The organism is Paenarthrobacter sp. UW852 (genome assembly GCF_024608385.1).
GTDB lineage: Bacteria > Actinomycetota > Actinomycetes > Actinomycetales > Micrococcaceae > Arthrobacter.
This window is the reverse complement of record NZ_JAMSGY010000013.1, coordinates 109858-123962: the sequence shown is the minus strand read 5'-3', so window position 1 is coordinate 123962 and position 14105 is coordinate 109858. Positions and strand designations below refer to the sequence as shown.

Genomic DNA, 14105 nt, shown 5'->3' with positions numbered 1-14105 from the left:
TGCGCCAATGAGGGCAAGCGATGGTTTCAAAGCAATGACCTTGCTGAGCGGCATGGAACTGGGCCGTCCAGCCAAGGCCAACCAATGGTCCAGTTTGGCTTCGTAGCTCCCGGGCATCAGCTTTTTGGCCGCTCCAAGCATGAGCGGGGAGCGTTGGTTCTTGGCCCCGTCGCCGCGGCCGAACCCGGAGCCAAGGTTGGACTGGATGGACACGAGCCCTTTCCGGTCTACCGATGCCAGGGACCAGGCGAAGTACGCCAACGGCGTGACAATGAGTGCGATATAAAGCCATGCAAGCGGAGTCATGATGGGCCTCCTAGAATTTGATCTTTATGGTGCGGCTCATCCAGAAACCACCGACGACGAACAGCAGACAGCTGAGGACAGTCATGGCTATTCCCAATGGGTGGTCTACAAAGAGACGCATATATGTCGGATTCATGACGGCTACGGCAAGCGCCACTACGACAGGCAGTGCCATGAGGATCAGGGCAGACATCTTGCCTTCTGCGCTGAGCGACCGCACGTGTCCCTTGATCTCGCTGCGTTCGCGAATTGTTCCTGACACCTGTTCAAGGACTTCTGCCAAGTCGCCACCCACTTCGCGGTTTATCTGGACGGCCTGGCCAATCCATCGAAAGTCTTCACTTTGCATTCGTGTCGCAACATCTTCGAGGGCCTGCCGGGGGTCTTTGCCTATTCTGACCTCATTGACTACCCGCGCCAGCTCTTCGGATGTGGGCACTTGTGCTTCACGTGCTGCCGCTTCCAACGAACGCATGATGCTGTGGCCCACACGGAGTCCGCCGATCAACATCTGAATGGTGTCCGTTAGTTGGTCCTCAAACGCGGCCCGTCGCTTCGCCGTTTTGGCGATCAGTATGAACCTGGCGCCGAAGGGGACGGCAATCGCCAGAAGGACGCCGATGATCGGGCTGATGAACAGCCATCCGAAACCTCCCAGGATCAGGAGGGCGATGCCAACCACCACCGTGACGTCAGCCGGGGTCTGTTTGACCCCCGCGTTGTACAGAACTGCCCTATTAAAGGGCCCACCGGACTTGCCAATCGCGCCATCAACCCAGCGGACGGCCGACTCGGAAACACGTCCCACGGCTGAAGGGTCCAACGTTGTTTCGATACGCCGGCGTTCAATCGGAATAGCCGCATTCTTCGGCTTCAGGACCACAACCACAAACAGCATCAGTGAGCCTACGCACAGGCCGATTGCTGTAAAGAACACCCAAGTCTCCACGGCTACCTCCTCCCTAGGGGCAATGTCGTTACGCCGAAGGTGGATGGTGAAACCGAAATTCCCAACTCAACAAACCGGTCAAGGAACCTGGGCCGGATGCCAGTGGGAAGTGCTTTGCCCAGAAAGCGCCCCTGGGCGTCAAGGCCTGCCGAGTAGTCGAAGAGGAAAGCATCCTGCAAGGTCACAACGTCTCCCTCCATGCCCTGGACCTCGGTCACGTGAGTTACCCTGCGGCTGCCATCCCGCAGTCGAGTGACCTGAACAATAAGGTCGACTGCTGAGGAAACTTGTTCTCGGACGGCACGCAGGGGAAGGTCCATGCCGGCCATCAGTACGAGGGTCTCCAAACGGGCTATGGCGTCACGGGGAGAGTTGGCATGGACTGTGGACAACGATCCGTCGTGGCCCGTATTCATTGCCTGCAGCATGTCCAGAGATTCGCCGCCGCGCACTTCGCCAACGATGATGCGGTCGGGACGCATGCGGAGGGAGTTTCGGACGAGATCGCGGATGCTGATAGCACCCTTTCCCTCAATGTTCGGTGGACGGCTCTCCAATCGGACCACATGTTGTTGCTGCAGTTGGAGCTCGACAGCATCCTCGATAGTGACAATGCGGTCCGACTCAGGGATGAACGACGACAGGACATTCAGCAACGTCGTTTTACCTGTACCAGTGCCTCCCGAAACAATGATGTTGAGCCGTGCCTGCACGCAAGCGCTTAAAAGCTCCGCCATCTCCTGGCTTACGGAGCCCCACTCGATGAGGTTCCGTACTGTAATGGGGATATGGCTGAACTTTCGGATTGTCAGCGATGGACCGTTGACTGCCAGCGGAGGGATGATGGCGTTGACACGGGATCCGTCTTCCAACCGGGCATCGACAAGTGGCGAAGACTCGTCAATTCGACGCCCCACCTTGGAGACGATCCGCTCAATGACTTTCCGAAGGTGGGCATCGGAGCTGAACTGCAGATCGGTAAGGGCCAGATGTCCATGCCGCTCCACGTAGATTTGGTCGAATCCATTCACCATCACTTCAGTAACCGATGGGTCCTCCAGCAGACGTTGAAGCGGCCCAAAGCCCATAACTTCATCAGCTATTTCGCGTATGAGGCGACGCCGTTCCTCGGGTGACAAAGGGACCTGCTCGTCGTCGATGACCGCTGAAAGCTCGTCTACAGCGAAAGAACGCAGTTCCTCTTCTGAGGACGAGGTGTCACCGGTCCTGTTGCCCATCCTTTCAAAAAGGGCCGAGGCCGCACGTTGCTTGAGGCCTGCCAAGGCATCAACGGCGGGGGGTGCCGGAGTTCCACCCAAGATAGGACCCGAAGCCAGCGTTGCTGCCGTCCCCTCACCAGCCAAGGTGCTTTCGGGCGAGTGCGAATCGGTGAAGCTGGCCGCAGCAAGCGGATTATTCCTTGTCAACCTCTCGGACAGTTTCATGACACCACCACCCTGCGGTGGAGCTTGTTCTGCGGTGTCGATTCCAATCGCGGATCGAAACGCTGAACCAACTTTCGCAGCCCCTTGATAGCCGTGTCCCTTGCCGTTCCCTGAAGGACCGGTACGCCCCGATTCGTCGAGTACGGAAGGGTCCGGGACCGCGGAATCACCGTGTCAATCGGGACACCGATGGTGGCCTCAACATCCTGGACTGAAAGACCACTCTTTCTGTCCGCAAAATTCAGTACAGTGTGTCGGCCTTGCGGCAGGAGTTGGAGTTCCTTCAATACGCTGAAGCATTTTCGGAGTCCCCGAATGCTTGGCACATCCATCCCACAGACCCAGACACCGTCAGTGGCCAGTTCCAGCGTGGCGAGGCAGTGTTCGCCCAAGCCCGGTGCCGTATCCACAACGACGTACTTGAACTCCGTGGCCAACTGATTGAGGAGGCGGGTCACATGATCGGCTGTGATGTAGTCCGACTCGGAAGGCTTCTGTGGTGCGCAGAGTGCGTAGATGCCAGCCGGATGGACGGTCAGGAACGCCTTGAGGACCATGGAGTCCTGAGCGGCTGCACCGTGAACTGCCTCCGTGATGGAGTGCTCCGGTTCCAAGAGCAGGCCGGAGGCGACATCCCCGAACTGCAGGTCCAGGTCCACAATCACCACGCTCATTGGGGCCAGAGCCCCCAGTCCTATGGCCAGATTGGTGGCGACGGTTGTTTTTCCCACGCCGCCCTTGGGCGACATGACGGCTATCACCCGCCCCTTTTCTTGAGCCGGGTCCGCAGCGGGCTGCATTCCTCGCCGCCGACTGGCGGACGCCAGGCATGCACGCTCCAGGAGGATGCGAAGCTCGTTGACTTCGGCGTCCGGGGCTACGACATCCCTGACGCCAGCATGCATGGCTTTCAAGACGATGTCCGCACTCGGCTCTGCCACCATCAGCAGGCTGATTTCCGGGTACTGTAGGTCGACGACTGTGGCCAGCTTGAATGCATCGTCCGGATTTACGCCCGGGCCAAGGATCATCACCTCGGGGGGAGCGCCAGTCATTTGCTTGAAGAGTTCGTCCGTACCAGCCTGGAGAATAGAAGGGGACAGGGTTTGCAGGTCGCCGTGAAGGGCCCCTGTGACGGCCTGGCGGACGCGGGCTTCAAAGTCCCTGACGGCGGTGATGGCTACGAATCGGCTCATTGGAGCAGCCCTCCAAAGGTGGTGGTTGGGGGATCGCTCTTGGCGGTCTTCTCAGTTTGCTTCGAGAGCCATAAGGTTCCGAACTCCGCACCAAAGACCATCTTTGAAGCGTTGGCGTCGCTGAGGGCGACAGTTACATAAGCGGATCCGTTTGGCAGTGCCACCGCCTTTTCGGTGCCCGCTGACTTCTCAGCGTCGGGGGCGGCTTGTTGAACTGCAGTAACCAGGACATCGTGGTAAAGCAGCTTGGTGAAGTTCTTCCAGCCCGTCACATTGGCTGGAAGATTGGCCCCAGCCGCTACGGCGTCATCCACTTTGAAAGATGCGTATACCGTGACGGTGTCGCCGGCCTCGATACGGCCCCCGAGGATGCGCTCGGGCGAAAGGACGAAAGTGGACTCCTGCAGCCCTTCCGGGACCGGCACGGTGCCAGGTGCCAGATCCTTTGGACTCACCAGCTTCATTCCCAGGAGTTGTTCGCCGGGCTGCATGTCAGCGGCGGTGACCTTGCCTGTTTGATCGGCGAGAGCGCTTATTGACCCGGGCGCGACTGCTGATTGAGGCAAAGTTTCGGTTTTTACCTTGGACTGAAGCTCTTCCGCTTTGGTGCCGGCAGGAATGCGTTCCTTCACCACCAGGACACTTACGGGATCGAGCCCCTCTTGTGCACGTTTGTCGGCTCCCTGAACGTAGGTGACCAGTAGGACTGTGCCAATGACTGCCAGAAGCAGTGCAGCTATGCCTCCCAGTAGGCGTGTTTTCACTTTGTAGCTCCTTTCGGGTTCTTGCGTGGTTATTAGCAGGCACTCTTGGGCGCCTACTTGGTGAGTGTCACAACAGATGCTCCGTAGTTCGGAATGCCACCCGTTGCTTGAGAACCCTCGTCGAGAGATACGAAACGGGAGAAGTAGCCTTGGATGGCTCGACAATTGTTGGTGCAGCTGGGCGCCGCCGGGTCCAGCTTTTGGCCGCCGTCGAATTTGTAGCCTGTGACCTGGAATGCGGCGAAACCAACTAACGTGTATTTGGTCTTGCTGCCGTTTTGAGCAGCCGTTTTGAAGAGCGGTATCAGCGCGGGCGCGTCCATGATGTGCGCCAGGACGGAATTGCAGGTACTTCCATTCGGGAAGTGGTTTCCCGGTTGACCGATCACGACGGCGCTGATGCTGATGTCAGTCGAACACCCGGAGTTGGTCTCCAACCAGCCAAAGCCTCCTGGCTGATAGCCGTTCTGTGCAACGCAGCCCCCTACGGCCGGTGCATTCGTGTCGTACCGAAGGGTCACATGTGTCGGGATAGGGTCACCCGAGAAGTTGCCGGTGGAATTCAGGGATGCCAGTTGTGCGGGTGAGAGGTACTTTTTGAAGACGCACTCGCTGGCGGTCCAGGGGAGCGTTGTGGCGCTTGTTGGCGAACCCCATGTGGCTTCGGCCGTGGCACCTACCTGGGCAGTTTGGAAGCCCAGCACCCGTGCAAACATTAGCGAGAAATTGTTGGCACCGGTTCGCGCATCCCTGGCATTGGTTACCACGCGGACTCTGGTAGCGGCCGGGAATGTGACCACGGCACCGCTGGAGTTGTCGTTCGCGTTGCTGTTGGCGAACTGGCTCCCGGTGGCGGCGCTGCTTCCGCATGTGCCTTCCGCACAGTCAGTAGCGATAGCCAAGGCAGCTGCGTCGGCCCCATTTTGGAGCTGGGCCTTCTCGGCATAGACGGCACCAACATCCACTGCAAGGGCAGCAAAACCGAGAAGGACCACCATCATCAGTGCAACCAGCACAGAGACGGCACCCCGCTCCTTGTCCTCGCATTGGGCTTTGCCGGCTGTAAGGGCATCTGCCGGCGAACACGTTATCCGCCGCATCGCATGACCCCCACTCCTGTCATAGTGATCGGGAAGATGCCCGGAGCTCCAAAGAAGCCCGAGTCCAGGAAACCGGACATCGAACGAAGCGAAACACGGGTGGTCACCGTGACGTTTGAACCGGGTGCGCAGCTTGCGGCGTTGTTGGTGACAGTCACACCCAGGCCGTTGAGCCCCGGGGCCGCAGCCAGCGCCGTGCCGGTGACATTGAGGCTGCCCTCTTTGTAATGAACCGCCGCATACCGGGCACCCTCACGAGCCGCTTCGGTGAGGGACACCTGGACGTTGTAAGCGCGGCCAAACTCCATGATGCCAAGAAGGATCAGCAGCAGTAGGGGCAGGACAATTGCCATTTCAACGGCAACTGCTCCTTTTTCCGTGGTTCTCGCTTTCATTGTTTTCTCCCAGAGCCAGAAAGAACGATGCCTTAAATGGCGTCGGCCGGTCGTGATGACTTTGCAGTCTCACGACCGACCGCCGCCTGACTCGCTACGGGATGAGGCCGGCGAACAGGGCCGAAACCCGGCCACCCAGCGCGAACGCTGCGGCGCCGACCACGACGGCGATGGCGGCGACCATGATGCCGTATTCAACCATCGTGGCTCCCTTCTCCTCCTTGGTGAAGCGGTCCTTGACGCCGGCGATGTACGAAGTGATGGTGAACATAAAAGTAGACATTGGAAAATCCTTCCCAGAAAAAGTGAATGCAAAATGGGTTATAGGTCCAGCAAATTATCGGAATTTGCTTCGAGTTCCGAACTACCCCCATGTTTCCTTTAGCGGTTCGGAATTCGATGACATAAGAATTCACCCTGCGTGGCCGTCGCGACAATGCGTAGCCGTACTCGATTTCCTGGTAGGGGCACTACTTGGCGGGGTGCGCCCGAGCTGGGAAGTACTCAGTTTTGGGGGTGCAAGGGACCCAAACTACTTGGTTTTGACAGTGGCCTTATTAATTTCGAAGGGGGGAGTCAGCCTTGGTTAGTGCGTACTCAGGCAGGGCTAAACCATGACCACGGCAACGGCCAGGGCGGCGATGACCATGGCTGGCCCGTGAGCTGTCTCCCTCGGTTTTTCCCCGCGTCGCAGGCGTAACATCAGCACCGTGAGCAACCCGCCCACCACGAATCCCAGCAGTCCGCCGTAGAGTACCTGCGCCCAACCCAAGTAACCCAAGTACAGGCCAAGGGGAGCTGCGAGCTTTACGTCGCCCATTCCGATGCTCCCGGGCGAAAAAAGTCCCAGAATCAGGTAGCCGGCGAACAAGATGGCCCCACCCGCCAGGGCACGGAGCAGCTCGCTCCACGCAGGAGCCAGCGTTGCGGCGGTCGCGAGAAGACCCACGCCACCACCAAGCAGGAGCAGAACCAGCGGATTCGGCAGCAAATGCAGCGTGAAATCAATGCGGGAAAGTTGCACCCCACAAAGCGCCAGAAAAAGGAAAGCCGGCAATTCGGCAGAAGAGCCGAACCGCCACGCGAGCAAGCCAAACAGCAAGGCGGTGACGGCCGCCGTCGTGATCCGGACCTTGGGGGAGGGGAGTCCGCCAAGCCGCGGCAGCCAGGCGTGGATGAGGGACTCGGCCAGCGGGCTCAACAGCAGACCGGGCAGGGCAAGCAGGAGCGGCAAGGCAAGTCCATCGGTCACGTGTTCCCCCTCATTAACACAGGTACCCCCATGTGCGGTAACCCCATTTTGACCCAGGCGCCCCGTTGAAGGTATTGTTTAGAGTCGTTGTGCGTGTCCTATCTCGATGACACATGCCTTATGGGGGATCCAGTTGCAGGATCGCTAACTCCTGAGGCATTTCGAGATCCTGGGATGACTGGTACATAGAGCCCTCACCTCTGCTCCGGTAGCGCATACATAGTAGGTACACGCCTTATTGCGTGTCGCCTAAAACATGAACGCCAGAACAAGAACGAGGCAAAACCGTGCGTACGTACACCCCGAAGCCCGGCGATATCAACCGCCAGTGGCACGTCATTGACGCCACCGACGTTGTCCTTGGTCGTCTTGCCAGCCAGACCGCAACACTGCTGCGCGGAAAGCACAAGCCGACCTTTGCGTCCCACATGGACATGGGCGACTTCGTCATCATCATCAACGCTGAAAAGGTTGCCCTCACCGGCGCCAAGCTGGAGCAGAAGCGCGCATACCGCCACTCCGGTTACCCGGGCGGCCTGACCTCCGTCAACTACGCCGAACTGTTGGAATCCAACCCGGTTCGCGCTGTTGAGAAGGCCATCAAGGGCATGCTCCCCAAGAACTCCCTCGCAGCTCAGCAGCTGGGCAAGCTCAAGGTCTACCGTGGCGCTGAGCACCCCCACGCTGCACAGCAGCCGAAGACTTTCGAAATCACCCAGGTCGCCCAGTAGTCCTGGCCACCAACCAACTTTTCATTACAAGGAGAACCGTGGCTCAGAACGAAGAACTGACCGCCGAAGCCGTCGAGGCCGAGGAAACCCTCACCAGCTACACCTCTGAAAGCAGCAACGCTGCTGAAGATGCTCCCAAGAAGGAGCGCCCGGCACTGACCGTTGCCGGCGCAGCTGTTGGCCGCCGCAAGGAAGCCGTTGCACGCGTTCGCGTCGTACCGGGCTCCGGCAAGTGGACCATCAACGGCCGCACGCTGGACAACTACTTCCCGAACAAGCTGCACCAGCAGGATGTCAACGAGCCCTTCAAGATCCTTGATCTCGAAGGCGCCTACGACGTCATCGCCCGTATCCACGGTGGTGGCATCTCCGGCCAGGCCGGTGCGCTGCGTCTCGGTGTTGCTCGCTCGCTGAACGAGATCGACGTCGACAACAACCGCGCAACCCTCAAGAAGGCCGGTTACTTGAGCCGTGACGCCCGCGTCATCGAGCGCAAGAAGGCTGGTCTCAAGAAGGCACGTAAGGCTCAGCAGTACTCCAAGCGTTAATTCGCTGCACGAAAGCCCGTTCCGCCACTGTGGCGGGGCGGGCTTTCGCCGTTTAAGGCGGCCCGCAGGCGCCTGGATTGGGGTTCCAGTGTGACTCTCCGATGCGTCCGTGAACTGATGGTGTCCCGTCGTCGTCTAAACTTGAGCCGATGTCTAGATTATTTGGAACAGATGGCGTGCGCGGTCTCGCGAACGGATTGCTTACTGCTGAGCTGGCTATGCAGCTTGCCCAGGCCGCCGCCGTCGTACTCGGCCATGACCGCGCAACCAACGGCAAGCGGCCCCGCGCCGTCGTCGCCAGGGACCCCAGGGCGAGCGGTGAGTTCCTCGCCGCGGCCGTCGAAGCAGGGCTTTCCAGCTCCGGCATCGACGTCTACGACGCCGGTGTCCTGCCGACCCCCGCCGCCGCTTACCTGGTTGCAGACCTGGACGCTGACTTTGGGGTCATGCTCTCGGCCTCCCACAATCCCGCGCCCGACAACGGGATCAAGTTCTTCGCCCGTGGCGGCCAGAAGCTCCCCGACGACGTCGAGGACGCCATCGAGGCTCAGCTGGGCCAAGAGCCGCAGCGCCCGGTGGGTGCCGACGTCGGACGCATCCAGCGTTTCTCCGACGCCGAAGACCGTTACATCGTCCACCTCCTTGGAACCTTGCCCAAGCGCCTTGACGGCTTGAAGGTCGTTCTCGACTGCGCCCACGGTGCAGCCAGCGGGTGCTCACCGCAGGTGTTCAAGGACGCTGGTGCTGATGTTGTAGTGATTGGTGCTGAGCCGGACGGCCTGAACATCAACGAGGGCGTCGGATCCACCCACCTGGGCCCGCTGAAGGAAGCTGTTGTAAAGCACGGAGCGGATCTCGGCATTGCGCACGACGGCGACGCCGACCGCTGCCTGGCAGTGGACCACGAAGGCAACGAGGTGGACGGTGACCAGATCATGGCGATCCTGGCCCTCGCCCTCAAGGACTCAGGGAAGCTCAAGGACAACGTCCTGGTAGCCACAGTCATGAGCAACCTTGGCCTCAAAATCGCCCTCCGCGAAGCCGGAATCACCATCCTCGAAACGGCAGTGGGCGACCGCTACGTGCTTGAAGGAATGCGCGACGGCGGCTACAACCTCGGTGGCGAGCAGTCCGGCCACGTGATCTTCTCCGATTACGCAACTACGGGCGACGGTGTCCTGACCGGCCTCCAGCTTGCAGCGCAGGTGGCCCTGACCGGCCGCAGCCTCAAGGAACTGGCCACCGCGATGACCAAGCTCCCGCAGCTCATGATCAACGTCAAGGGCGTGGACAAGGCCCGTGCAGGTACCGATGAAGGCGTTGCTGCTGCGGTTGCCGCTGCGGAACTCGCATTGGGTGAAACCGGCCGCGTGCTGCTTCGCCCGTCCGGTACCGAAGCCCTGGTGCGCGTTATGGTGGAGGCCGCCGACATGGAAACTGCTGAGCGGATCTGTACGGGTCTTGCGGCTGTTGTCCGCGAACGATTGGGCGCTTCCAGCGAATTGGCTGTCTAAGAAACGAAATGGCCCGCTCCCTGATTCATCGGGGAGCGGGCCATTCTTCTTTAAAACACAAACGCTCAGAGGTAGTCCGGCGCCGCTTCGAGCCCGAAGTACTCCTCCAAGGTGGCGATACCGCGTGCCGCCATATCCGTTGCCGCTTCCACGCCGACGTAACGCAGGTGCCAGGACTCGTAGAAGTAGCCGGTGGTTTCGTGGAACATCCACGGGTACCTGACCACGAAGCCGAATTTGCTTGCGTTGGCTTTGGCCCACACGGCGGCGGGCTGTTCAGCGAAACACGGCTGGAAGCTGCAGGCGCCCCCACCGTCGCCGATGTCGAAGGCCCAGCCTGTTTGGTGTTCGGAGTGTCCGGGGCGGGCGGATGCGCGGTCGGCGGCTGCTTGCCCCGTGCTGGCGACATAGCCGTTGTAGGTGGCTACCTGGGTGGTATAGGAGCGGTATCCCGATGCCAACGTCATGATGACGCCCTCCGCGGCTGCGGCGCCGAACATCTTCTCTGCGGCAGCCGCCGTCGTGCTGTTGACCAATGACGCTTCGCCGCTGACGGCGAGCCGGATGTTGGGTTGCACGAGATCCGCGGGAACGAAGTTCTGCGGGTTCAGCGGCCGGTGCTTGTTCACCACCACCCAGGGGCTGGTGGGGTCGGTGAGGGAGAAGCGTGGGGCGGCAGCGCTCGACGGCGTGGCGCTGGGTAGCGGAGTTGCCGCGACGTCGGTGGGGGCGACGGCAGGCGACGCGGACGTGGCCGTCACGGTGGGGCTCGGAGATCCAGTGGAGGCATCGGCCACGGCGGTGGGGGGTGTAGTGTTATCCGGCGTGCAGGCTGACAGTGCGAGCATCCCGGCGCCGGCCGCTAGCAGGCCTGTGAAGGCCCTGCGGCTTGGTTGTGGGGTAGCCAACGGCTTAGACCTTCCGGAGGAGCATACGGCGGATTGAGTGGTCTGCATCCTTGGTGAGCACCAGTTGGGCCCTTCCACGGGTAGGCAGCACGTTCTCCTCAAGGTTCGGCTCGTTGATTCGCTTCCAGATGCCGCGGGCCGTCGATTCGGCGTCGTCGTCGGAGAGCGTGGCGTAACGGTGGAAATAGGATTCGGGCTGCGCGAAAGCCGTACTGCGGAGCTTGCGGAAACGGTCCACGTACCATTCCTCGATGTATGAGGTTTTGGCGTCCACATAGATGGAGAAGTCGAAGAAATCGCTGACGGCCAATCCCTGTTTGCCGTCCATGCGGGGGCGCGCCGGTGCAAGGACGTTCAGGCCTTCGACGATCAGGACATCGGGACGCCGGACCACGACTTCCTTACCGGGCACGATGTCGTACGTGACGTGCGAGTACCAGGGCGCGCGGACTTCCTCCGCACCTCCCTTGACCTCCGAAACGAAGCGGAGGAGCCCGCGGCGGTCGTAGGACTCGGGGAAACCCTTGCGTTCGAGCAGGTGGCGCCGTTTTAGCTCAGCCAGGGGGTAGAGGAAGCCGTCAGTGGTGATGAGTTCCACATTGGGCGTACCGGGCCAGCGCCTGAGCATTTCCCGGAGCACGCGGGCGATGGTCGACTTGCCGACGGCAACGGAACCTGCGACGCCGATGACGAAGGGGGTGCGCTGTGTCTGCTCGCCCAGGAACGTGGTGGTGGCGGCGTGGAGTTGGTGGGAGGCCTGCACGTACAGGTGGAGGAGCCGCGAAAGGGGGAGGTAAACCTCCCGGACTTCCTTCATGTCGAGGGGGTCGCCGAGGCCCCGGAGACGGAATATGTCCTCTTCGTTGAGGGGCTGCTCCATCTGTGCTGCAAGCCTGGACCAGGTCTGGCGGTCCAGCTCAACAAACGGGGAAGCGCCGTCGCCATTAGCTTCGGTGCGTTGCAAAGTCACGCTCATGATTCTGCCCTCCGCGGGGCGGATCAGGAAATGCGCGACGACGGTAGGGTGAATTGTGAGTGACTTGGCTCTCGTCATATAGCCTAAGAGCTGGGACGTCCCACATCAGTTGTTTGCATGAGCCGCTAAGCTTGAGCCCATGTGTGGAATCGTAGGCTATGTTGGCAATTCGTCCCGTAAGGCAGCTGGTCACAGCGCCCTGGACGTCGTTGTGGAGGGGCTGCGTCGTCTTGAGTACCGCGGCTATGACTCCGCCGGCGTCGCAGTGGTGGCTGACGGCACCATCTCGTCCCGTAAGAAGTCCGGAAAACTGAGCAACCTGATTGGCGAGCTCGAAGCAAACCCCATCCCGGAGTCCCTGACCGGCATCGGTCACACCCGCTGGGCGACGCACGGCGGACCAACCGACCGTAACGCGCACCCGCACCTCTCCGACGGCGGCCGCTTGGCCGTGATTCACAACGGCATCATTGAAAACTTCGCCGAGCTCAAGCAGGAGCTCCTCGGCAAGGGCGTCACCTTCGAATCGGAAACCGACACCGAAGTAGCGGCTGCGCTCATCGGCGACATCTTCCGTACCCAACTCAACGACGGCGGCAGCCTCACCGAGGCCATGCGCCTCGCCTGCCAGCGCCTTGAGGGTGCCTTCACCCTCCTGGCCGTCCACGCGGACCAGCCCGACGTCGTCGTGGCCGCCCGCCGCAACTCCCCGCTGGTCGTAGGCCTGGGCGAGGGCGAGAACTTCCTCGGCTCCGACGTCTCCGGCTTCATCGACTACACCCGCCGTGCCGTGGAACTGGGCCAGGACCAGATCGTCACCATCTCGGCTGATTCGGTGGAGATTACCGACTTCTTCGGCGCACCGGCCGAAGGCAAGGAATACCACGTTGACTGGGACCCGGCATCGGCAGAAAAGGGTGGGTTCAACTCCTTCATGGAGAAGGAAATCCACGACCAGCCTGACGCCGTAGCGCAGACCCTCCTGGGACGTTCGGACCTCGACGGCAAGCTGACCCTGGATGAGCTCCGCATCGACCCGGAGCTGCTTAAGCAGGTCAACAAGATCATCGTCCTCGCTTGCGGCACCGCGGCCTACGCCGGCCTGGTTGCCAAGTACGCGATCGAGAACTGGTGCCGCATCCCCACGGAAGTGGAGCTCGCACACGAGTTCCGTTACCGCGACCCGATCGTCGATTCCAACACGCTGGTGGTCTCCATCAGCCAGTCCGGCGAAACCATGGATACGCTGATGGCCGTCCGCTACGCCCGCGAACAGGGCGCAAAGACCATCTCCATCTGCAACACCAACGGTTCCACCATCCCGCGTGAATCCGACGCCGTGCTCTACACGCACGCAGGCCCGGAGATCGCCGTCGCGTCCACCAAGGCGTTCCTGGCGCAGATCACTGCCGCTTACCTGTTGGGCCTGTACCTGGCCCAGCTGCGCGGCAACATCTTCTCCGGCCAGATCAAGGACGTCCTCGCGGACCTGTCCAAGATCCCGGCCAAGATCCAGCACATCCTGGACAACGCAGGCCCCCTCCGCGAGCTCGCCCGCAGCATGAAGGACGAAAAGTCCGTCTTGTTCCTGGGCCGCCACGTCGGCTACCCGGTAGCCCTCGAAGGTGCTTTGAAGCTCAAGGAAATTGCGTACATCCACGCAGAAGGCTTCGCAGCCGGCGAGCTCAAGCACGGCCCGATCGCCCTGATCGACGACGGCCAGCCGGTCTTCGTCGTGGTGCCGTCCCCGCGTGGCCGAGACTCCCTGCACTCCAAGGTCGTCAGCAACATCCAGGAAGTCCGCGCACGTGGCGCCCGCACCCTGGTGATTGCCGAGGAAGGCGACGAGTCGGTCAAGGACTACGCAGAGCAGGTGTTCTACGTTCCTGAGACGCCCACCCTCTTGATGCCGCTGCTCACCACGGTTCCGCTGCAGATCTTTGCCGCTGAACTTGCCGGTGCCAAGGGTTACGACGTCGACCAGCCGCGTAACCTCGCCAAGAGCGTGACCGTAGAATAAC

Annotated in this window: 14 protein-coding genes and 1 pseudogene; 4 read left to right on the top strand and 11 right to left on the bottom strand. The window is 61.0% G+C overall.

Features of this window, described 5'->3' with window-relative positions; all coding sequences use genetic code 11:
- From NEK97_RS18915 to NEK97_RS18875, 9 genes and pseudogenes are all read right to left on the bottom strand, one after another.
- Positions 1-306 (bottom strand): annotated as a pseudogene (locus tag NEK97_RS18915) (type II secretion system F family protein); the annotation flags it as partial.
- Between the two features lie 10 nt (positions 307-316).
- The gene (locus NEK97_RS18910) at positions 317-1255 is read right to left on the bottom strand and encodes a type II secretion system F family protein (RefSeq protein ID WP_257371265.1); all 939 of its coding nucleotides are present in this window, start codon (positions 1253-1255) and stop codon (positions 317-319) included.
- 2 nt (positions 1256-1257) lie between these two features.
- Positions 1258-2700 (bottom strand): CpaF family protein, encoded by a 1443-nt coding sequence (locus tag NEK97_RS18905; RefSeq protein ID WP_257371263.1) that lies wholly within the window; start codon positions 2698-2700, stop codon positions 1258-1260.
- The gene (locus NEK97_RS18900; RefSeq protein ID WP_257371262.1) at positions 2697-3896 is read right to left on the bottom strand and encodes an AAA family ATPase; all 1200 of its coding nucleotides are present in this window, start codon (positions 3894-3896) and stop codon (positions 2697-2699) included. Before NEK97_RS18900 ends, NEK97_RS18905 begins: the two co-directional genes overlap by 4 nt.
- On the bottom strand, positions 3893-4660 hold the full coding sequence (locus tag NEK97_RS18895) for a Flp pilus assembly protein CpaB (protein ID WP_257371260.1): 768 nt from the start codon (positions 4658-4660) through the stop codon (positions 3893-3895). The genes NEK97_RS18900 and NEK97_RS18895 overlap by 4 nt, the downstream gene beginning before the upstream one ends.
- A 53-nt stretch (positions 4661-4713) precedes the next feature.
- Positions 4714-5760: a Tad domain-containing protein gene (locus NEK97_RS18890; RefSeq protein WP_257371258.1), complete on the bottom strand. Its 1047-nt coding sequence runs from the start codon at positions 5758-5760 to the stop codon at positions 4714-4716.
- On the bottom strand, positions 5748-6155 hold the full coding sequence (locus NEK97_RS18885; RefSeq protein WP_257371257.1) for a TadE/TadG family type IV pilus assembly protein: 408 nt from the start codon (positions 6153-6155) through the stop codon (positions 5748-5750). The genes NEK97_RS18890 and NEK97_RS18885 overlap by 13 nt, the downstream gene beginning before the upstream one ends.
- A 94-nt stretch (positions 6156-6249) precedes the next feature.
- The gene (locus NEK97_RS18880) at positions 6250-6438 is read right to left on the bottom strand and encodes a Flp family type IVb pilin (protein WP_257371255.1); all 189 of its coding nucleotides are present in this window, start codon (positions 6436-6438) and stop codon (positions 6250-6252) included.
- A 324-nt stretch (positions 6439-6762) separates the two neighbouring features.
- The gene (locus NEK97_RS18875; protein WP_257371253.1) at positions 6763-7407 is read right to left on the bottom strand and encodes a prepilin peptidase; all 645 of its coding nucleotides are present in this window, start codon (positions 7405-7407) and stop codon (positions 6763-6765) included.
- 287 nt (positions 7408-7694) lie between these two features.
- Here NEK97_RS18875 and rplM point away from each other — a divergent pair, with 287 nt between their 5' ends.
- The 3 genes from rplM to glmM all read left to right on the top strand — a co-directional run bounded on the left by rplM (position 7695) and on the right by glmM (position 10200).
- On the top strand, positions 7695-8138 hold the full coding sequence (rplM, locus tag NEK97_RS18870; protein ID WP_024817563.1) for a 50S ribosomal protein L13: 444 nt from the start codon (positions 7695-7697) through the stop codon (positions 8136-8138).
- A 38-nt stretch (positions 8139-8176) separates the two neighbouring features.
- Positions 8177-8686, top strand: a complete 510-nt coding sequence (gene rpsI, locus NEK97_RS18865) for a 30S ribosomal protein S9 (RefSeq protein WP_024817562.1) — start codon at positions 8177-8179, stop codon at positions 8684-8686.
- Positions 8687-8835: 149 nt separating this feature from the next.
- Complete coding sequence (gene glmM, locus NEK97_RS18860; protein ID WP_257371251.1) at positions 8836-10200, top strand: phosphoglucosamine mutase; 1365 nt, start codon at positions 8836-8838, stop codon at positions 10198-10200.
- Positions 10201-10265: 65 nt separating this feature from the next.
- On the opposite strand, the gene NEK97_RS18855 is transcribed toward glmM, so the two are convergent.
- Together NEK97_RS18855 and coaA are read right to left on the bottom strand one after the other, a co-directional pair.
- Positions 10266-11048, bottom strand: coding sequence for a D-alanyl-D-alanine carboxypeptidase family protein (locus NEK97_RS18855; protein ID WP_257371277.1), 783 nt, complete (start codon positions 11046-11048; stop codon positions 10266-10268).
- Between the two features lie 64 nt (positions 11049-11112).
- The gene (gene coaA / locus NEK97_RS18850; protein WP_211711187.1) at positions 11113-12084 is read right to left on the bottom strand and encodes a type I pantothenate kinase; all 972 of its coding nucleotides are present in this window, start codon (positions 12082-12084) and stop codon (positions 11113-11115) included.
- Positions 12085-12223: 139 nt separating this feature from the next.
- On the opposite strand from coaA, the gene glmS reads away from it, so the two are divergent.
- Positions 12224-14104, top strand: a complete 1881-nt coding sequence (gene glmS / locus NEK97_RS18845; RefSeq protein WP_235517101.1) for a glutamine--fructose-6-phosphate transaminase (isomerizing) — start codon at positions 12224-12226, stop codon at positions 14102-14104.
- The last annotated feature ends 1 nt before the right edge of the window (position 14105 follow it).